This window comes from Spiroplasma endosymbiont of Stenodema calcarata, from assembly GCF_964031205.1.
Lineage (GTDB): Bacteria > Bacillota_I > Bacilli_A > Mycoplasmatales > Mycoplasmataceae > Spiroplasma.
This window is the reverse complement of record NZ_OZ035018.1, coordinates 471,197-492,005: the sequence shown is the minus strand read 5'-3', so window position 1 is coordinate 492,005 and position 20,809 is coordinate 471,197. Positions and strand designations below refer to the sequence as shown.

20 protein-coding genes are annotated in these 20,809 nt (G+C 26.1%); 3 read left to right on the top strand and 17 right to left on the bottom strand.

Annotation, left to right across the window (positions count from 1 at the left end):
- Positions 1-17 precede the first annotated feature (17 nt).
- From ACQH24_RS02650 to ACQH24_RS02635, 4 genes are all read right to left on the bottom strand, one after another.
- Positions 18-1,607 carry an MATE family efflux transporter gene (locus tag ACQH24_RS02650; protein WP_425380475.1) on the bottom strand — a complete coding sequence of 530 codons (1,590 nt, stop codon included), beginning with the start codon at positions 1,605-1,607 and terminating at the stop codon, positions 18-20.
- Positions 1,608-1,691: 84 nt separating this feature from the next.
- Positions 1,692-2,138, bottom strand: coding sequence for a peroxiredoxin (locus tag ACQH24_RS02645; RefSeq protein WP_425380474.1), 447 nt, complete (start codon positions 2,136-2,138; stop codon positions 1,692-1,694).
- Positions 2,139-2,187: 49 nt separating this feature from the next.
- A complete protein-coding gene (locus tag ACQH24_RS02640) occupies positions 2,188-2,520 on the bottom strand; it encodes a hypothetical protein (protein ID WP_425380473.1) in 333 nt (110 codons plus the stop codon).
- 140 nt (positions 2,521-2,660) lie between these two features.
- A complete protein-coding gene (locus ACQH24_RS02635; protein WP_425380472.1) occupies positions 2,661-4,079 on the bottom strand; it encodes an NADP-dependent glyceraldehyde-3-phosphate dehydrogenase in 1,419 nt (472 codons plus the stop codon).
- Positions 4,080-4,267: 188 nt separating this feature from the next.
- Here ACQH24_RS02635 and ACQH24_RS02630 point away from each other — a divergent pair, with 188 nt between their 5' ends.
- Positions 4,268-5,227 (top strand): transposase, encoded by a 960-nt coding sequence (locus tag ACQH24_RS02630; protein ID WP_425379365.1) that lies wholly within the window; start codon positions 4,268-4,270, stop codon positions 5,225-5,227.
- A 5-nt stretch (positions 5,228-5,232) separates the two neighbouring features.
- On the opposite strand, the gene trmFO is transcribed toward ACQH24_RS02630, so the two are convergent.
- The 3 genes from trmFO to ACQH24_RS02615 form a co-directional block, all read right to left on the bottom strand.
- Positions 5,233-6,621 (bottom strand): methylenetetrahydrofolate--tRNA-(uracil(54)-C(5))-methyltransferase (FADH(2)-oxidizing) TrmFO, encoded by a 1,389-nt coding sequence (gene trmFO, locus ACQH24_RS02625; protein WP_425380471.1) that lies wholly within the window; start codon positions 6,619-6,621, stop codon positions 5,233-5,235.
- On the bottom strand, positions 6,602-9,268 hold the full coding sequence (locus ACQH24_RS02620) for a valine--tRNA ligase (protein WP_425380470.1): 2,667 nt from the start codon (positions 9,266-9,268) through the stop codon (positions 6,602-6,604). Before ACQH24_RS02620 ends, trmFO begins: the two co-directional genes overlap by 20 nt.
- A gap of 299 nt (positions 9,269-9,567) precedes the next feature.
- Positions 9,568-9,855: a hypothetical protein gene (locus ACQH24_RS02615; RefSeq protein ID WP_425380469.1), complete on the bottom strand. Its 288-nt coding sequence runs from the start codon at positions 9,853-9,855 to the stop codon at positions 9,568-9,570.
- A 156-nt stretch (positions 9,856-10,011) separates the two neighbouring features.
- Here ACQH24_RS02615 and ACQH24_RS02610 point away from each other — a divergent pair, with 156 nt between their 5' ends.
- Both ACQH24_RS02610 and ACQH24_RS02605 read left to right on the top strand, forming a co-directional pair.
- Entirely contained in the window at positions 10,012-10,287 is a 276-nt protein-coding gene (locus ACQH24_RS02610; protein WP_425379600.1) for a transposase, read from the top strand.
- The gene (locus tag ACQH24_RS02605) at positions 10,230-11,120 is read left to right on the top strand and encodes an IS3 family transposase (protein ID WP_425380684.1); all 891 of its coding nucleotides are present in this window, start codon (positions 10,230-10,232) and stop codon (positions 11,118-11,120) included. Before ACQH24_RS02610 ends, ACQH24_RS02605 begins: the two co-directional genes overlap by 58 nt.
- Positions 11,121-11,512: 392 nt before the next feature.
- Here ACQH24_RS02605 and ACQH24_RS02600 read toward each other — a convergent pair whose 3' ends face one another.
- The 10 genes from ACQH24_RS02600 to ACQH24_RS02555 all read right to left on the bottom strand — a co-directional run bounded on the left by ACQH24_RS02600 (position 11,513) and on the right by ACQH24_RS02555 (position 19,954).
- Positions 11,513-11,743 carry a hypothetical protein gene (locus tag ACQH24_RS02600; protein ID WP_425380468.1) on the bottom strand — a complete coding sequence of 77 codons (231 nt, stop codon included), beginning with the start codon at positions 11,741-11,743 and terminating at the stop codon, positions 11,513-11,515.
- Entirely contained in the window at positions 11,744-12,718 is a 975-nt protein-coding gene (locus ACQH24_RS02595; RefSeq protein WP_425380467.1) for a hypothetical protein, read from the bottom strand.
- A gap of 610 nt (positions 12,719-13,328) precedes the next feature.
- On the bottom strand, positions 13,329-14,288 hold the full coding sequence (locus ACQH24_RS02590) for a transposase (RefSeq protein WP_425380044.1): 960 nt from the start codon (positions 14,286-14,288) through the stop codon (positions 13,329-13,331).
- 334 nt (positions 14,289-14,622) lie between these two features.
- Entirely contained in the window at positions 14,623-15,126 is a 504-nt protein-coding gene (locus ACQH24_RS02585; RefSeq protein ID WP_425380466.1) for a hypothetical protein, read from the bottom strand.
- 241 nt (positions 15,127-15,367) lie between these two features.
- Positions 15,368-15,721, bottom strand: coding sequence for a S1 RNA-binding domain-containing protein (locus ACQH24_RS02580; RefSeq protein WP_425380465.1), 354 nt, complete (start codon positions 15,719-15,721; stop codon positions 15,368-15,370).
- 58 nt (positions 15,722-15,779) lie between these two features.
- On the bottom strand, positions 15,780-16,412 hold the full coding sequence (locus ACQH24_RS02575) for a hypothetical protein (RefSeq protein ID WP_425380464.1): 633 nt from the start codon (positions 16,410-16,412) through the stop codon (positions 15,780-15,782).
- Positions 16,413-16,476: 64 nt separating this feature from the next.
- Complete coding sequence (locus tag ACQH24_RS02570; protein ID WP_425380463.1) at positions 16,477-17,211, bottom strand: hypothetical protein; 735 nt, start codon at positions 17,209-17,211, stop codon at positions 16,477-16,479.
- Between the two features lie 12 nt (positions 17,212-17,223).
- The gene (locus ACQH24_RS02565; protein WP_425380462.1) at positions 17,224-18,126 is read right to left on the bottom strand and encodes an Mbov_0396 family ICE element transmembrane protein; all 903 of its coding nucleotides are present in this window, start codon (positions 18,124-18,126) and stop codon (positions 17,224-17,226) included.
- A gap of 30 nt (positions 18,127-18,156) precedes the next feature.
- Positions 18,157-18,447 carry an Mbov_0395 family pilin-like conjugal transfer protein gene (locus ACQH24_RS02560; RefSeq protein ID WP_425380461.1) on the bottom strand — a complete coding sequence of 97 codons (291 nt, stop codon included), beginning with the start codon at positions 18,445-18,447 and terminating at the stop codon, positions 18,157-18,159.
- Positions 18,448-18,769: 322 nt separating this feature from the next.
- A complete protein-coding gene (locus ACQH24_RS02555; RefSeq protein WP_425380460.1) occupies positions 18,770-19,954 on the bottom strand; it encodes a DNA cytosine methyltransferase in 1,185 nt (394 codons plus the stop codon).
- Between the last annotated feature and the right edge of the window lie 855 nt (positions 19,955-20,809).

The window sequence follows — 20,809 nt, the reverse complement described above, 5'->3', positions numbered from 1 at the left end:
ATAAGAAAAGTATATAATTAATTTATTTTATTTTTATATAAATATTCTTGATCCATTTTATTCACTTCATTAAAAACATGATGACGATTTTTATGTCAAAATAAATATAAAATAATTCCCACAATAAACCCTGAAATTAAATCATTAAAACCTAACATAGCAAAATAATAAATATTATTTTTTGTTGTGCCATCTGTTACCCCACGAGCAATCAAGACTCCGATTACCATTAAAAGCGGTAAAACAATAAAAGTGCGAAATGATGAACATAAGACAGCTTTTTTCGCAATATTCATCCCTTGAAATAACGAAACGCCCATAAAAGAAATAGCAGCACAGGGATAACTCATTAACATTAATACCGAGGTTCAACGATATTCTTCCACAAAAGATGATGGAAAAGCAAAAGTCATTAGTAACTCTGGTCCTATTCCAATAAATAATAAAAGCACAAAAAACAATCAACTGCCAATAATAACTAACCCATATCAACAAGTTTGATACATCCGTAAGTATTTCTTTGCCCCAAAATTATATCCAATAATGGATTTAATTCCTTGTGCTATTCCTAAAGCAATTGCGGTAAACAAAGCAACTCACGGGCTCATAGCACTATTAAATAACTGAAAGGATGATAAGCCATATTGTTGTTTCTCAACAAGTTGGCCTGGTAAATGGGCGACAATTGTTGATGATAAAATTGAAACTAATACAATTCCTAAACTATTAACAAAAGATGAAAAACCTAATCGAAAAATTTCTTTGACAGTTGCTTTGCGCCAAAAAATCAGGTCTTTTCAATGAAATCGTAAATATGAATCTTTGTTCCGGTAAATACAAATTAATGAAACAAAAATAATAAAAATTCATGAAATAATAGTTCCAAACATTGTCCCTTCCGATAATAAATTACCATACTTCACAAATATAATTGAAAAGAAAATATTAACTAAAATTGAACTAATAATAATGTAAATTGCAATTCGTCCTTTACCATCAGTCCGTAACAAAGTTAATAATAAATAACTAACAAACATTAACGGACTTGCTAGTAGCATCGGAAAAACATACCGTCATGTTAAATCTTGTGTAATTCATGCTCCTTTTTTACTTAACTGAATAAAAATCATAATATTATCTCACTTGGGAAAAACTAAACAGAAAACAAAAAAAGCAGCACCTAGTGAAAATAAAATCGTTACTGTTAAAGCATTACCAGCTAAGGATTGCGTTTGTTGTTGATTATTTTGACCATATTTAATTGCAAAAGTAATTGAAGTTCCAATTGCAACTAACACAGCAAAAGCAAAAAGTAAATTATAAATTTGCCCAGAAAAATGCGTTGCTAAATTAACAAAAATTTTTGCCCCCTCGTAACTTAAAACCCCATCGTTACTCTTAATATTTTCTTTATATCAATCTAAATATGGTTGATGATGATGAACATTAGGAGTAACAAATGTTAAAGCAATTAGTTTATCCAAAATTGGATATAACGCTGAAATTGCCATTACCAAAACAGTTGGTAATGAAAAAACAAAAATTATTTTTCACAAATTATCATAACGTAGTTTAAGTTCAGTTTTTGAAAAAACATTTTTGTTCATTAACAATCCTGCCCTTCTATAAATGTCTTTAGTATTAACTTTACCGTATTCTCAATCTGATTACTAGCAAAACTAAAGTTATATTTATTGATTTACAGCCGCTAAAACTTCATTAATATGTTTAACTGGTGCTACTTTTCGTCATTCTTGAATAACTTCAAAATCATTGTTTATCAAAAAAGTGCTTCGCTCAATGCCCATATAAACATTATTAAACATTTTCTTTTGTTTTAAGACACCAAACATTTGACATAATTTTGCATCAATATCACATATCATAGGAAATTTAACAGCATGATTCTGCTGAAATTTAGTTTGTTTTTTTAAATCATTTCGACTAATTCCAATGACATTATAACCTACCGCTAAGAATTTTTGATAATAATTATTATATGTAACTGTTTCTAAAGTACAACCTGGCGTTGCTGCTTTTGGAAAGAAATAAAAGATATAACCTTTTTCCTGCTGAAAATCAGAAATTAAATGTTCCATTCCATCAGTAAATAAAAAAAATTCTTGTTTTAAATTCATTCGTAACACCCCTTTGACATTAATCATAGAAAAGACAATAATAATTGAATTACTGTCTTTTAAAAAGTTTTATTAAATATTTTGTTAGTTCTAATTTATTTTGTAAAATATTAAATGATAATTTTAAATCTAAAAATATTAAATACAATGAAATTTCGGCAATATCAAACTTATATTCCAATTTATTTATTTCTTTTTCAACATTTTTAATTTGTTCAGTGATGCTTTCATAATCGTCAACAACGGAATTGGTATTTAAACTTGCTCGCTCTTGCAAGTCACTAAGATCTAAATTAATATTTTGAACTGTTATCATTAATTCATTCAAAGATTGTTCAATTTTTTCTTCACGTAAAGACATTTGGGTATCTGCTTGTTTCATCTTAATTTTCACCTACTTTATAAATATAAATATATCATAAAAAAGAATAAAATAAAAAAGTCATATTAAATTGATTTAATAAACATACAATCTAACCTAATCAATAAAAAATACTTTTTATAGATTAGAGTCTTCATAATTTAATAATTAATTACTAAACCTTTAAAACGAGTAACTGAATTAATTGTCTCACGAATCCCTTGGACACCTTGTCCTGAATCATTAATCCCCAAAAATGGGAATGAATCGGGGCCACGTTGCGTGCGGCCATTAATATTAACAGTACCAGTTTCTAATTCTGCCGCAATGGTAAAAGCAGCATTAATATCTTTTGTAAAAATACATGCTTGTAATTTAAAATTTGATTCATTTGCTAAAGCAATCATTTCTGTAGTATTTTTACAACGAATAATTGGTAAGACAGGACCAAATGGTTCCTCTCAAGCTAAGCGCATATCTGCTGTAACATGATCAATTAAAGTTGCACTAAGCAAATTATTTTGACGATGATTTCCTACCACTAAAGTGGCTTTTTTAGCCAGCGCATCGTCAATTAATTCTTGAACAAATTCCGCAGCCTTAAGATCAATGACTGGAATAATCGCCTTATTTTCTAATGGTGAACCCATTTCTAATTTACTTACTTCAATTTTTAATAAAGCAACTAATTCATCCGCAATTGTTTCATCAACTAATACTCGTTTAATTGCTGTACAGCGTTGACCAGAATAGGAATAAGCCCCACCAATGATTTCTTTCACTGTTTTAGTTAAATCAGCATCTTTTAACACTAAAGCGGGGTCTTTACCTCCTAATTCCAACACTAAATCTTTTCCATGTCCTAATTTACGAATATGATTACCAACAGCAACTGAACCTGTGAAAGAAATCACATTAATTTCCGGATTTAAAACTAATAAATCGCCAATATCGCGACCACGACCAGTTACAACATTAAAAACACCCTTCGGAAAATTAACTTTATCAGCTAATTTTGCCATATATAAACCCGTTAAACTACCATTTGTTGCTGGTTTAAAAACAACACTATTACCAACAACTAAACTTGGCACAATTTTGGCAATGCTTAAATTAACTGGATAATTAAATGGTGAGATTGCTAGAATAACACCCTTCGGAACACGGGAAAAAATTCCCAATTTATTTTGAACATTTCAGCCATCCCCAGTTAATGTTTCTGGAAAAACTCGTTTTGCTTCTTCAATTGTATAATCAATATATTCAATGCTTCGTTCAACTTCAACTTGTCCATCTTTCAAACTTTTCCCAACTTCATATGCCATTATTTCAGCAAGTTCTTTTTTATGTGCTAATAATAATTCCGATCATTTTCGTAAGTAACTAATTCGATCAAACAAAGTTAATTTTGCTCAAGGTTTTTGTGCATGACGGGCTGCTGTAAAAGCTTTATTAATTTCAGTCTCCTTTAACGCGGGAACACGCCCATATGGTTTGTTATTAAGTGGTGATATTATTTCTAATCAGTCGCCATTATTTACTAATTTACCATCAATTAATGCATTTAATTCTAACATCATTTTTGCCTCTTTTCTTTTCACATTTTTCTACTTTTATTTTATGCTTTTTAAAAATTATTAAAAGTTAATTTTATCATTTAACTTATTGTTTTTAATAAACTTGGTCTTTAATTTTGTCGAAAACTCTTGATATTTATAGAATATATCTAATTTTAGGTATATTTTTAATATATAGAGGTAAATAATTGATGGAAAAAATAATTATAGAATTAAAAAACAGTTTTACAGATGATCAATTTTTAGAATTTGCTGAAAAAATAAAAAAAGAAGCAGAAGTAATCAAAAAACAAAAACGTTTAAATGAAATTGATCAAAAATTTAGAGATAAAGGCATTATATGTCCTGATTGTAAATCTTATCATTGTGTTAAAAATGGTCATAATCCCGAAGGAAAACAAAAATATTTATGTAAAAAATGTCGTGCTAGTTTTGATGCTTTTCGTCATCATTTTACTTATTGAAGTCATTTAAATTATGAACAGTGAAATTTATTAATTCAAATTTCATTATTAGGACAATCTAGTAAAATAATTTCCCGTTTTATTAAAACAACACCAAAAACTGCTTGATATAATCGTCAAAAATTAATGCAATCAAAACAATTAGAAAATACTCAATTAAAATTTAAAAAATTAAATGGTCAAATCCAAATTGATGAAACTTTTATTAAAGAAATCCATAAAGGTAATTTTAAAGATAAATTTGATAAACGAAAAACTCATCTTGATCCATTTTCAACTAATACCAAATGCTGTATTCAAATGGTAGTTGATAGCAATAATAATATTTTTGTTCAATCCACCAATACCAAACGATTACAAAAACAATGAATTATTGAAAATATGAATAAGCAATTAATTAAAGAAAAATCAATAATTATTTCTGACATGCAACCATTATATTTATTAGTAGCAAAACAAACAAATTCTACTCTATATTCTACCAAAACTAGTACAAACCCTGATACTAGTTATCGAAAGTTAAATAAGATTAGTAAATTACAATCCAGTCTTAAAGAAGCCTTAATTCATTATCATGGTTTGGGTTTCACTAATATTCAAAATTATTTAAATCTATGAAAATGAAAATACCAACATAAAGGTTTAACACCAAAACAACAATCAACGGTATTATATTTTAATGTTTAAAAAATTTAAAGCAAAATCATGATCTTAAACAAAATTATTTTTCAAATTGTCATATTGATGATTTTTTTATTTCATCAAGAGTTTTCGACAAAATTAAAGAACTTGGTTAATTTTGCTAAAGCCCGATTACTATATGCTAAATATTTATCTGCTTTTGTTTTAAAATGCTCATCAAAACTCGGAATAATCCCAAAGTTTGCCTTCATTGGTTGAAAATTAGTTGATGAAGCATTAATAATATAATTAACTAATGCTCCCATCATTGTCTCTGGCGGAAATTCTAATAATTCTTTCTGTTCAGAAAATTTTGCAATATTTAATGCACTAATAATTCCTGTTGCCGCTGATTCAACATATCCTTCAACCCCAATAATTTGACCAGCAAAGAAAATGTTTTGATGGGTCTTTAATTGCAAAAATTGATTCAATAAAACTGGTGAATTAATAAAATTATTCTTATGGATTACCCCATACCGAATAATATTTGCATTTTCTAACCCTGGTATCATTGTAATAATTCTTTTTTGTTCAGAAAATTTTAAATTAGTTTGAAAACCAACTAAATTATACAACGTATCAATTGCATTATCTTGCCGTAATTGAACAACAGCATATGGTCGTTCCCCATTTGGTTTTTCTAACCCAACGGGTTTTAAAGGTCCAAATAATAATGTTTGCATGCTTCGTTTTGCCATTACTTCAACTGGCATGCATCCTTCAAAATAAATTTCTTTTTCAAAATCATGTAAAGCAACTGTTTTGGCTGCAATTAATTCTTGTCCTCATCTTTCCAATTCGGCTTTTGTCATTGGACAATTAATATAATCCTTACTAGTGCCTTTATCATAGCGTGATTTATAATAAACTTTCTGAAAATCAATACTTTCTTTCGTAATAATTGGAGCGGCCGCATCATAGAAATAAAAGTATTTTGCCCCCAATAATTTTTGAATTTTATCCTGCAACTTTGGTGTTGTTAATGGCCCAGATGCAATTATAGTAAGTACTGTTGGATCAATCTCCGTAACTTCTTGGTCAATTATTGTTATATTGGGATGTTTTGTTAATCAAGTTGTAATATAAGTTGAAAATTGTTGCCGATCAACCGCTAAAGCACCCCCGGCAGGAACTCGACTAGCATAAGCCGCTTTAATAATTAATGAATCAAAAGCCAACATTTCTTCTTTTAATAAACCAACACCATTTGTTAAGCTATCACTTCGCAATGAATTTGAACAAACTAATTCTGCAAAATTATCTTGTTTTTGAACCGGATTTTTAGTAATCCGTTTACTTTCGTATAAATTAACTTGAAATCCCCTTCTTGCCAATTGATAAGCCGCTTCAGTACAAGCTAAACCAGCCCCAATAATATTAATTTGGGGGACTTTCATTGTTTAATTTTCCTTTTAATTGTTCATATTGTTCCAAATATTTTGCATATTTTTGTTGTTCAAGTTCAATTTTAGAAACACTTGCTTTTGCTAAAAAAGTTTGATTACTTAACATATTTTTACTACGCTTAAGTTCTTGTTCTAATCGTGTTAATTCTGCGATCATTTTTGTTTGTTCTGCTTTTGAATCAATAATTTCATTAGCCCCTACTTCTAAAATTATATTTGTTAAAGGAATTGTAATATATTTATGCTGCTCATCTTTTTGTTTTAAAATCCCCTTAATTTCACTATTTACCATTTTAAAAATAAAATCATTAATTAATGGTATTAAATCTAAATTAATATTAACTTTACCATTTGGAGCATCTAATCAAATTTCAATTAATTGTTGCTTTTTAATTTGATAATCATTGCGTAACTCACGAATTGCCGCAATAATTTCAGTCACTAAGTTTAAATATTCAACATCATAATTAAAATTTGCTGTTGGATAATCTTCCAACATGATTGAAGCTTTTAAATTTAATTTTTGATAAATCTCTTCTGTCACAAATGGAATAAAAGGATGCAACATAATTAAAATTTGTTTTAAAACATAAAATAACGTTTGCATTGTCCCTGTTTTAATATCTTGCTTACTACTTTGTAAATTAACTTTTGTTAATTCAATGTATCATGAACAAAACTTATTTCATACAAAATCATATAAATCCTTGCCAACTAAAACAAATTCATACTTTTCCATATTAACTTTAACTTTATCAATTGTTTTTGTTAACTCTGTTAAAATTCATTGGTCAATTTTATTTTTCTGATTCTTACTTAATAAAGCTTTAATTTCCACATTAAAATTTTCAAATGGTTTAAAATCAGGTAATAAATTCATTTGCACATAACGGGCAGCATTCCATAACTTATTAATAAAGTTTCATGCCGCATTTAATTTTTCGCTAGAATAGCGTAAATCTTGTCCTGGCGCACTATTTGTAACCAAAAAGTACCGCAAAGTATCCGCCCCATATTCATTAATAATATCCATTGGATCAATTCCATTCCCCAATGATTTACTCATCTTTTGTCCGGTTTCATCACGAATTAAACCATGAATTAAAACATCATTAAATGGTTTTTTCTCTGTAAATTCTAATGCTTCAAACATCATTCTTGATACTCAAAAGAAAATAATATCATAGCCCGTCACTAAAACATTTGTTGGAAAATAGCTATTAAATAATGTTTCATCTCAAGTTCACCCTAATGTTGTCATCGGCCATAATGCTGATGAAAATCATGTATCTAAGACATCTTCATCTTGAATTCAATTATTGCTATCATCTGGGGGGGTTAATCCAACATGAATTTTTGTTGGATCATGCTTCATATACCAGGCTGGAATTTGATGCCCCCATCATAATTGACGTGAAATGCATCAATCTTGAATATTTTCCATTCAATTAATTAACGTTGTATTAAATCGAGGTGGATAAAACTTAATTTGATTATTTGATGCTTGAAATTCAATAATTTTTTCTGCAAAATAATCCATTTTAACAAATCATTGGTCTGATAAATATGGTTCAACAATTGCCCCACTGCGTTCTGAAAAACCAACTTGATGCAAATGTTCTTTTATCTCAACAACTAAATTTTGGTTTGTTAAAGCAGCTACTAAATTTTTTCGAGCAACAAAACGATCTTGATTAGCATATTTGCCTGCCATTTCATTCATTGTGCCATCAAGATTCATACAAATAGGCATCTTTAACTGATGACGTAAGGCAATTTCAAAATCATTTGCATCATGTGCTGGCGTACATTTCATAGCTCCTGTTCCAAACTCTTGATCAACATAATCATCACAAAGTACTGGAATCAATTCATTATTTGCCGGGTTGATAACCTTCTTATTCCAATATTGATGATAACGGCTATCATTGGGGTTAACAACTACGCACTGGTCAGCAAACATTGTTTCTGGCCGTGTTGTCGCAATTGTTAAATATTCACTGGTACTATTTTCTAAAAAATATTTAAAATAATACATTTTACCTTGCTGTTCACGATATATAACTTCAATATTTGATAATGCTGTTTTTTGCACTGGATCTCATAAAATAATTCGTTTCCCACGATAAATTAATTCTTTTTGATATAAAGCAATAAACACCTTTTGCACAGCTGCTGATAAATTATCATTTAAAGTAAATTGCTCGCGGGAATAATCTAACGCTAATCCCAGTTTACCTCACTGGGCTCGAATAACTTCAGCATATTCTTCTTTTCATGCTCAAACTTGCTCAACAAATTTTTCTCGTCCCAAATCATGACGTAAAATATTTTCTGTTTCACGTAAACGTTCCTCAACTTTTGCTTGTGTTGCAATTCCAGCATGGTCCATTCCTGGTAAATATAACGTATCAAATCCCATTAATTTCTTATAACGAATAATTAAATCTTGTAAAGTTGTATCTCATGCATGTCCTAAATGTAATTTTCCAGTTACATTTGGGGGTGGAATAACAATACTGAAATGTGTTTTTTTACTTGTAATATTTGCTGTAAAATAACCAGCTTCTTTTCAAAATTGATATTTTCCTGTTTCAACAAAATTATGATCATATTTTTTGCTTAATTCCTTTGCCATTAAATCTCCTATCTAAATAAAAACTCCTATTATTTTTAACAAAATAATAGGAGCAATTATTATTTAATAATCACGGTACCATCCTTTTTTAATAAGTACAAACTTATTATCTTAATTAAAATATTAAGTTGAAATATTAGCAACTTTCCTTAAATAAATACATTAATTTCCCACCATTAATTAACTCTCTGAACTATTTTCTTTAATTACTCCTCTAATATTTATGATTTTATTATAATTCTTTTTTTACTAATTGCAAGAATTTTTATCGTTTTGGTTTTAAAATCCAATTACATTCCCTAAGCGAACAACGGAGTTGAACCAATGGCTGTTGTCACAATAATTCAAAATGGCAAAATAATAATTGACATTAAAGTTGACAGTAATGCAACATTACTTGTTAAAAAGGTTTCTTTTTTAAAATTAATTGAATACGCCACAATTACCGAAGCCGGTGGTGCTGCTAACATAATCACAATAATTGTTAAACCCATACTATTTATTGTTCAAGCAGCAGTTTCTTTACCAATTATTGCAATTAACAATGTTATTCCTAAACCAATGACTGGTGCTACTAAAACTTTCATAATTGTGCCATATCATATTTTGAAACTTTTTAAACTATCTTTTAAGGTTCCTTTTGTTAAATTAATCCCAATTGCTAACCTGGATAGGTTAAGATAAATTGGACAACAATAATGTAGAGTAAATATTTATAATTAAATTACAATGGAGGTGTAATTATGGCAAAGAATCATTATACCGATGAATTTAAGCAACAAATTGTTGGTCTTTACAAAATGGGTCAAACTCCTGAACAATTAGCCAATGATTACCAAATTGGTAAATCTACTGTTTGGAAATGAGCTCACCAATTTAGTAACTCGGACTCATTTAAAGCTAAAGACAATAGAACGCCAGAAGAAAACCAATTAATTCAATTACGTAAAAAAGTTAAACAATTAGAAATGGAAAATGACATTTTAAAGCAAGCAACACTGATAATCGGCAAAAAATAGCAATCATTAAAAATAACAAAGCAAAATATCCAATTATTAATTTATGTAAAACATTGAAATTGGCTAGATCAACATATTACTATCAATTAAAAGCAAATAATCCCAAGAATAATCAAAACATTGATAATGCTGTTATCAGTATTTTTCTAAAAAGTCGTAAAAATTATGGAACAAGAAAAATTAAAATCATGCTAGCTCAGCAAAATATTATATTATCTCGTGTAAAGATTAGTAAAATAATGAGAAAATATAACTTAATTTCAAATTATACAAAAATCAAATACAAATATTCAAATACAAGCAATGTTACATATAAATATAATAATTTATTAAATCAAGAATTTAATAATTATAAACTACATGAAGTTGTTGTCAGTAATTTAACATATGTTTTTATTAATAATAAATGATATTATGTTTGCTTTCTAATTGATTTATTTAATCGTGAAATTATTAGTTATGATGTTAGTTTACACAAAAATGCAAAATTAGTTAAAAATACCTTTAATAAACTTAACTTTACATTAAATGATATTAAAATATTTCACACTGATCAAGGTAGTGAATTTAACAACAATCTTATTTATAACTTTTTAACTAAAAATAACATTCAAAAGTCTTACAGTAAACCAGGTTGTCCTTATGACAATGCTGTTGCGGAATCAACATACAAAATTTTTAAAACTGAATTTATTAAAAATAATAAATTTAAAAACATTGAGCAGTTTAAATTAAAATTATTTGATTACATTAATTGGTACAATAATATTCGAATTCATAGCAAACTAAATTATTTAACACCAGTAAAATACAGAAATTATTACTCTACATAAAATTTGTCCAAAAAACCCTTGCCATTCCAAAGCAACAACAGATAAAGATGGGGTTGGTTTAAATTTATTATTATATTCAAAAATATCGCCCATTATGCAAATTCCAATTTATTCATTTTCATTTACTTTAATAAAAATTATTTGATTTTTAAATAAAAATAATTCCAAAACAAAGAAATTTATTTTATATAAAATTTCTTATTTTATATAAAATAAAATCTATGAAATAAAAAAGTATTAAATGAATTGGCATAATAACAAATCAAATTAATCATTCACTCGTATTGTAATTTTTAATTAAATATATTGAATTTGTTAAGAAAAAATATATCCCAGTTAAAAAATTGCCAATTCTAAAACAAAGTATTAAAAATATGAATATTTTTTTCATTTTATTTCAAAGTTGGATATATTAATCCAAACCATAATCCAATTACCAACAAAAATAACACAAAACAACTTATACTAACATATAATATTATTCGGCAAGTTTTTTTGTATTTTGTTAACTCAATTTGTTTTTTCATTTTTTTCAATTTAATACCAAGAAACTTTCATAAACAACCAAACAAACCAATTACGGCTATTGTTCCCATCATTCCGATTATTGTGTTTAACACCATTTACACTTCCTTTCTTTTTTTATCTCTTATTTGTAATAAATAACTTGTAAAGTATTCGTTTCAAAATTCTCATATTTTTGTTTGCATACTTTGTTTTGTTAATAACCAATATGCAAATCCTTCTGCCAATAACTCGTCATCATCGCTCAATCCATAATTACTATTGGCAAATATCTTTAATATTTTTTCTTTGTCTAATTCTGCGAATTTATTTAAGTTATTAATTTTCTGTCCTAAAAATTGCTTTAAATAAAAAATATGATTGATTTTAAATGTTTCTCAATCATAAAAATAAAAGATATGTCCTAATTCATGGATTAAAATATGCAGAAAGTTATTGGTTGTAAATTGTCCTTTGTGTCATTCACTATTTATTGTTTTTTCAAACGCACAAGATAAAAATTTTTTGTTTAGCAAAATAGTTTGGTGATTATTTGTTTGTCCTAAGACATTATTATCACCATCAATCACATTTTTAATTTCTATTTTTTTTAAAATTTCATTAATATTTGTTTTATTTCAAATACTAGCAACAAAATTATAAAACAATAAAATAAGTTGCTTTAAATTATCTTGGTATTTTTGACAAATATTATCAAGTAAATTTTGTCAGTAATTTTGTTGTTCTATTTTTAAATAATTTTGTAATTGTTGATAAGTACTAAATTCTGTTTTAAATTTAATTGCTAAATTATTATCTGCTTTGCCTAAAAAAGCATTTGTTAAATTTTTAATAGTATCTGTCTTATATCGGTTAAATAAAGTTCCTTTATATCCTCGCTGTTGCATTAAAACAGGGTGGGGTAAATATCTTTTTTCTAAATCAAAATTTGTTTCTGAATTAATTTTTAACTTATTTTCTGAATTAGTAGACGGGTATGGTTTATTATTTGCAATATTACCACAACTAATTAAATTCACCGTGTTTACAAATGACAACGAAAATATTGTTAATAAACTAATTAATTTTTTCATACATTTTTATTTTCCCTTCTATTTTGTCAAAATAAAAAACAGCAAACTTAATTGCTATTTATAATTTATATTAATTTTACTAATTTATTCGTTTTCATTTGATTCATTAATATTTTTAATATTGTCTGTTTTATTTTTGTAGTTATTTTTATTTTTAATAATTTTAAATTTAAATTATTGTTTTTTTTTATTTTTTGCAAACTTTTCAACTATAAAATTATACTTATTTATTTAATATTTTAAATATCTTTAAATTTTTTATTTTTAAATAATTCTTTTAAAAAAAATTTATTAAGAAATTCATCAATATTTAATATTTCTTTATTTTTTTCTATAAATTTATAAAATTCTTCTTCATTATAATATTTTAAAAAAATATTAATATATTTAAAATCAAAATGATTAATTAATCTTTTAAATGGTAATTTTTCATTATATTTGTCATTGTCTTTATTAAAAATTTTATTAGTAATATTATATCAACTTTTAACAGCTTCTTTGGTATTATTTTCTTTAATTTTGTCGAAAACTCTTGATGAAATAAAAAAATCATCAATATGACAATTTGAAAAATAATTTTGTTTAAGATCATGATTTTGCTTTAAATTTTTTAAACATTAAAATATAATACCGTTGATTGTTGTTTTGGTGTTAAACCTTTATGTTGGTATTTTCATTTTCATAGATTTAAATAATTTTGAATATTAGTGAAACCCAAACCATGATAATGAATTAAGGCTTCTTTAAGACTGGATTGTAATTTACTAATCTTATTTAACTTTCGATAACTAGTATCAGGGTTTGTACTAGTTTTGGTAGAATATAGAGTAGAATTTGTTTGTTTTGCTACTAATAAATATAATGGTTGCATGTCAGAAATAATTATTGATTTTTCTTTAATTAATTGCTTATTCATATTTTCAATAATTCATTGTTTTTGTAATCGTTTGGTATTGGTGGATTGAACAAAAATATTATTATTGCTATCAACTACCATTTGAATACAGCATTTGGTATTAGTTGAAAATGGATCAAGATGAGTTTTTCGTTTATCAAATTTATCTTTAAAATTACCTTTATGGATTTCTTTAATAAAAGTTTCATCAATTTGGATTTGACCATTTAATTTTTTAAATTTTAATTGAGTATTTTCTAATTGTTTTGATTGCATTAATTTTTGACGATTATATCAAGCAGTTTTTGATGTTGTTTTAATAAAACGGGAAATTATTTTACTAGATTGTCCTAATAATGAAATTTGAATTAATAAATTTCACTGTTCATAATTTAAATGACTTCAATAAGTAAAATGATGACGAAAAGCATCAAAACTAGCACGACATTTTTTACATAAATATTTTTGTTTTCCTTCGGGATTATGACCATTTTTAACACAATGATAAGATTTACAATCAGGACATATAATGCCTTTATCTCTAAATTTTTGATCAATTTCATTTAAACGTTTTTGTTTTTTGATTACTTCTGCTTCTTTTTTTATTTTTTCAGCAAATTCTAAAAATTGATCATCTGTAAAACTGTTTTTTAATTCTATAATTATTTTTTCCATCAATTATTTACCTCTATATATTAAAAATATACCTAAAATTAGATATATTCTATAAATATCAAGAGTTTTCGACAAAATTAAAGATTATTTTTGATACAACATAAATAGGGGAAATAAATGTATTTTTCAACAAATTCTTTAATTTCGTTATAACCAATAATTGTAAAATATATATAATAAAAAAAATACAAATATTGAGAAAATCTAAAATATAAAAATCTTTCATACACTTCTTTTTCATTAACAAAATAAAAAATATTTAAATCATCAATAATTTTAATTAAATTATTATAATTAAAATTATAATAAAATTCTTTTTCTAATTTAATAATATTTAATTTTTTTCTGATAAATCAAATAATTCTTGTTTTGTTAATTCATTAATATTTAATAATTTTACTTTTCAATTTTTATCAGCATCATTAATAATATTTTTTAAAAATTTTGTTTTATGTGAAGGAATAAATAATATATTATTTATTATTTTATTCATTATTTCAAAAAAAATTAAAATATTATTAGGAAGAAAATATTGTTTGTATTTATTTTTAAGTTTTGTATTTTTTTTCTTAAAATATTCTAAATTAGAATATATGTTTATTAAACAATTAGAAATAATTATTTCATTTGGATTTTTATTTTTTAATTCAAAAAAATCCAAATATTCATTAATAATTTCTTTTATATTATTAGTATTATTAATTGTATTAATTAAATGAACATTAAATAATAAATGAAAACTACCACTATATAATAATTTTAATTTATTATGAATAAAATAATTTTTTAAAATTTTAGAAAAAATAGATTTAGTTATTAAAATAATGATATTTTCCATTTAATTTTTCTCCTTTTTACTTTTTATATTTTCTTTTATTTTCTTGTTGTCTAATGCTACCATTAATACAAACTTGACATTTTTTTGTTAAGCAAGATTGACAAGAAATACATTTTAAACAACTTTTACACCCTTGAAAAGAACCTGTGCAAACACGACAAGTATAGCAATTATGAGCTCCGCCAGGACAACAAATTTCTAACATATTTTTCTTCCTTTACATTTAATTACTTTTACTAATTTATTCGTTTTCATTTGATTCGTTAACATTTTCAATATTGTCTGTTTTATTTTGTTTTTTATTTAAGCTTTTAAAAGCTGCTTTTATTTCTTGAATTTCTTTATCATCATTTTTTAATAGTTCCGGATGACAATTTTTATAACTTAATTTAAGATGTTTTCTAACTGTATTAAAATCAAGTATTTCAACTTCAATTTCATCACCAATATCAAAAAAATCTCTGATGTCTCTTACATAATAATCTGAAACTTCACTAATATGGATTAAACCATCTGCTTTTTCTGCTCTACAAAAAGCACCATAGGGAGTGATATTTGTTATTTTTACAATAACTTTATTTCCTTTTTCATACATAAACAAAATATATCTCCTTTTCTAAATTAAATTTTGATAAGTTGATATTTGATATATTTTACCTTTCTCTATTTACTTCTTTTAATTTTAGTTCCATTTCTAAAATTTGTTTTTTCAATCGTAAATTCTCATTTTCAAGTGATAAGTCGGGTTGTTTTTGGGTTTCTTTTGTTTTCAACGATTCTAATTCTCTTTTTAACTTAGCATTTTCTATTTTTATATCTTCATAATAATTAACTCAACCTTTTTGTCATCTTTTTAATTTTGTTGTTTTTTTATAATTCTCATAATCTGTTTTACTGTCTTCTAACTCTTTTTCTCTAATTTGAATGCGATATTCGAGAAATGGAATTGCTCCGCTTTTGTAGGCGTCATATCATTTTCAAGCTTGATCTCAATCTTTTTGATTATATTCAGCGGATTTTGGTCGTAAATTACCAGCATCGTCAAATGGTTTTAATCATGGATATTTAACAGTTGTAGGAATATCACGGCCAAATTTTTCTAGAACTCACATGACATTATTTTTGTCATCATCGTTTCTTCTGTCGATACTTAAAGCAATGTGATTAGATCCCGCCCCAAGTGCATGAATAATTGCAGCATGAATTTCTCTCAAATGTTCTTTATTTTGCATTCTGGCAACGCGTTCTCAGTTGACTTCGCCACCTAATAATCGTCATAATCCCATGATTTATCACTCCTTTTTATTTACATTATACCGTATTTTACTTTTTTGTCAGGTGTTTTTTAAATTATACCTTTTTCTTTTCTGCTTTTTTGGTCGCTTTTTCATCTCATTTTTCTTTTCTAAAAGTTGTTTTCTTTAAATGATTATTGATTTTTTGATTAATTTTTTCTTGTTTTTCATTTAAGGTTTGAACAGAAACTTTTTGGTTATGTTTCATTTCTCTTTTGGTTGTTGGTTTAAGATATGAAAAACTATTCTTGCTAGTAAATTTGCTTTCAACTTTCCCTAGTTTTTTGTTTAAAGATTTGGTTGTTTTTTTACTAAAATCACTTGTTTTATTTATGTTTTCTTGATTTCCTTTGCTAGCCAATTGTGGATTAAATCTTTTACCAATTGCTTTGAATGGTGTTGCAATCCCAGTTCCAAATTGACGGAAAAATCCTTTTGCTCCACCACCGCGAGCTGCTCCAACTAGTTTACTTGTGGCAAGCGTTGTGACCCCAAGTCCAAAGCCTGCTAAACCAACAATCCCAGCACGCGAACTCATTCCCTCAGTGGCGTGTCAGAAATGGCGAAAGTCAAGGGGTTTTTCTTGGCGAGATTGACCGCTTGATGATCCACTATCTCCTCAATCACCATCACCACCAGAACCCATCGCGTTCATGGTTTTATCTGCCATTCCAGAACCACCCATTGCCATTGCTCTTTTCGCTCTTTTACTTTTGGCAAATCCAAATGCTTTTCCTGCTATTTTTCCAGCTCCCATTGCCATCATTCCACCAGCAACAGTTGATTTCATTGAACTCATTCCTTAGCGAACACCAGCTGCTTCACCAATTAAGTTGGCAACAACATCTGAAAACGCCATTACCGCTAATCCACCACCACACATCATCAGAATTACAAACAATGATTTTCCAATCCCCTCAATGCCTAAACCTGCTAAATTAGTGCTTAAAATTGTTTGAATTGTCGTCATAAAAATAAAATATCCTGTTAAAGTAGCGGTTGATGCTAGAAATTTTGCAATTACCATATCTTTTCAAATAAATGCTCCTTTACCATTATCAATTGTCATAATCACCATTACTCATGGCGAAATAATAAATAAGAAAAACAGTTCAATTATTTTTTGTACCAATGCAATTCCAATCATAAACATTGCAAATAGCATAAATCACACTCCAAAAACTTCGGCAATCATATTAAAATCACCAATATTATCAGGATAAGCATAATTGTTTGGTATATTATCACCACTACCATCTCAATTTGCATTTCCAATATTGTATAGGTAATTTGCAATATTTCCGTTTTCTCCGCCAAATCCCGATGTAATCATTTTGGCAATGTTGGCGATTGCAAAATTAGCCAAAAAGAAAAAGATTGGAATTAAAAAGATAAAAACAAACGCTTTACTACCATTTTGTAAAGCAACAATAAATTTTGTTTTTGTTTCGGTAGCATCTTGAAACAAAATTTTAATCATAGTAATTGTAAATATTAAGGAAAATAAACACAGAGCCGTAATAACAAAATATCAGAATGCCATTGGAATATTTTGAAAACTAAATTCTTGTTTTGAACCAAACATTAAGTCACCAACTACACCACCTGTTAAATAATTTAAAACGGTGTTAAATGATGCGATTAATTGCAATGGCCCTTGTACAAAAATTGATCATATTAGTTTATACAGTGCATTAACTATCATAATTTTTCACTTCCTTTCATTTTTTATCAACTATGTTCCAATACTAGGGTTATATGTTTTAACTGCTTGTAAAATAACATTCATAACAGCAATTACAACTAAAATTATAATAATTGCTATAATCGGCCATTTTAAAGCACTTAAATCATTTCCTCTTGCTTCAGGATTATCAGCGTTTCGCATTATTGAAATTAAAATAATAATTAATTTTCAAATTGCAAAAACAACTGCCAAACCCATTATTACTCCCAAAACAACATTACTTCATAATATAATAACATCCATTATTCCACTAAAATCTGCTGTGTTGTTTGATTTCATATTTTCATCCTCCTTTGTTATTTTAAAAATTTGCTTTTGTTAATTTTGTTTCTTTGTCAATAAAAAATATTTTTCTTTTTTCGATAATATTGATGTTGATTATTAAAGTAATTTTTAATATTGTTTTTCTTAGTCATTTTTTCTTTCCTTTCGAAAGGTAAACAAAATAAATGCAATAATAAATCACCAATCATAAAATCACAATCAATTCCAAGGGCAATTAAAAACAAAATAGGGGAAATTACTAGCAACAAAATTCCAATAATAATTGTTAAAGGATATAAAAGTCATTTTCACCAAACTTTTCTCTTATTTTGCATCTTTAATTTTTCTTTTCTATTTGAAACATTGCTGTAAATATTTTTTCTAACACATCAACAACAATACTATTGCCAGCTTGTTTATAAAGTTGGGTTTCTGAAACAACTTTGCTTGCCTTATCAAAATCTTTATTACTAAATCCCATTAATAATCAACATTCTCGTGGAGTTAATACTCGTAAAAAGTATTCTTTTTCATCAATTAAAAAAGATAGTATTTTACTACTATCTTTTTGTTGTCTTTTATTATCAATCATAATTTTATTGACATTACTTGCTGCGATTGTTCCCATATAATTATTTTCGGTTTTTCAAAACCGATTATATGATCCATTAACTAGTAAACCATCTTTTGCTCGTGGTAAAACAATAAAATTACCATAATCCTTAATTGGCAATGCAATTTGTGGTGGTCTTCCGTGTGCTGTTGTAATGGTTGGAATAAGATTATTTTTTGTTATATCATTGGGAATTGCAATAATTCCTGCGTTTCCTCATCGCATTTGTTTTGTTGTAATTGTATAAGAACATTGTTGAATGATTTTAAGTTTTTTGTTTTCAATTGCTTTTTTCATTGATTCTTGTCTAATAAAATATTTTTCATTTACATTATTTTCTAAAATATCTTTTACTAAAAATTTTAAATTACAAGGTTGGGAATATTGAAATTTAAAATCTTGCTTTAATGTTGATATCATAAACAATCTTTTTCTATTTTGGGGAATTCCATAATCCTTGGCATTCATTGTAAAATATTGGTTATGATATCCTAATTTATTAAGTTGATTTTGTAGAATTTGAAATCCAACAAAAAACTTTTTACTTAATAAATTTGGTACATTTTCCATTAAAAGATATTGCGGTTTTATTGCCATTGTGCTTATTAAATCAACAACTTTGTAAGCCAAACCACTTCTTTTACCATTTAATCCTTGGCCATTATTATTGGCATTTGATATGTCTTGGCATGGAAATGATCAAGTTATTAAATCAGCATACGGTAAAGTTTCTAATTTAGTAATATCACCTAAATTATGGGTTTCATAATCATTAAAAATTGCTCGATATGATTTTTCAGCGTATTTATCATTATCACAAAAAGCAATTACTTTGTGGTTAATTCCAATCTTTTCTAATGCTTTTCTTTGACTTCCAATCCCAGCAAATAATTCAATTACTTTAAGCATAATAAACCGTCATTCTTCTAATTTTTCTTTTATCTAAAATAATTCATGGATTGGGATATTTGTAAGAACAAAAAAATAATATATTGATATTGTTTTCATTATAAATATTATGAATATATTTACAAAATGGACAATTAATCATTGCTGCACCTCTTTCTAAAAAACAAGATAATTAATATCTTGTTTTGTATTATTTTCATTATTTATGTTTTTTTTACTTGGTTTTTTTGTTATCTATAAATTCTAAAATTTCATATAAAGTTGATATTATAAACAAACTACCAAAAGCAAAATTAATAATACAAAAATAAATATATATTGAAAAATGTAATAAATTTTCTTTTGAAGATCATTCCCTAAATAAAATTAAAAATGTAGTAATTAAAACACAAATTATAATTGATAGTAAAATAATAAACAATCTTCACTTATTAATTTCTTTAAAAAATTTTTTCACATTAAATCATTCCTTTCTTTTGAAATTTATATATAATTTAATTATTTTTTTATTTAAAATAATTGATATGGGGTGGTAAAAATTAAAAATAAAATATGAGATTATTTTTGATATGGTTTTTTAATTTTTATATTTTTTTTATTAATTTTTTCGCTATCATTTGGTTTAATTGGAATAATTGGTTTATTTGCTATTTTAAAATTATTTACTTTTCTTAATTTTAAAAATTTGTCTGAATATATTATTCCACTTATGATTTCTTGATTTTAAGTTTCCAGTTGATTTATAATAAAAAGTAGATTTGGTTTATTAATTGTTGATAAAATATGAATCTTGCTTAAGGGTCAAATAATAACCATTAAACATCTAGATATGTATATTGAATTAAAAAATAAAAT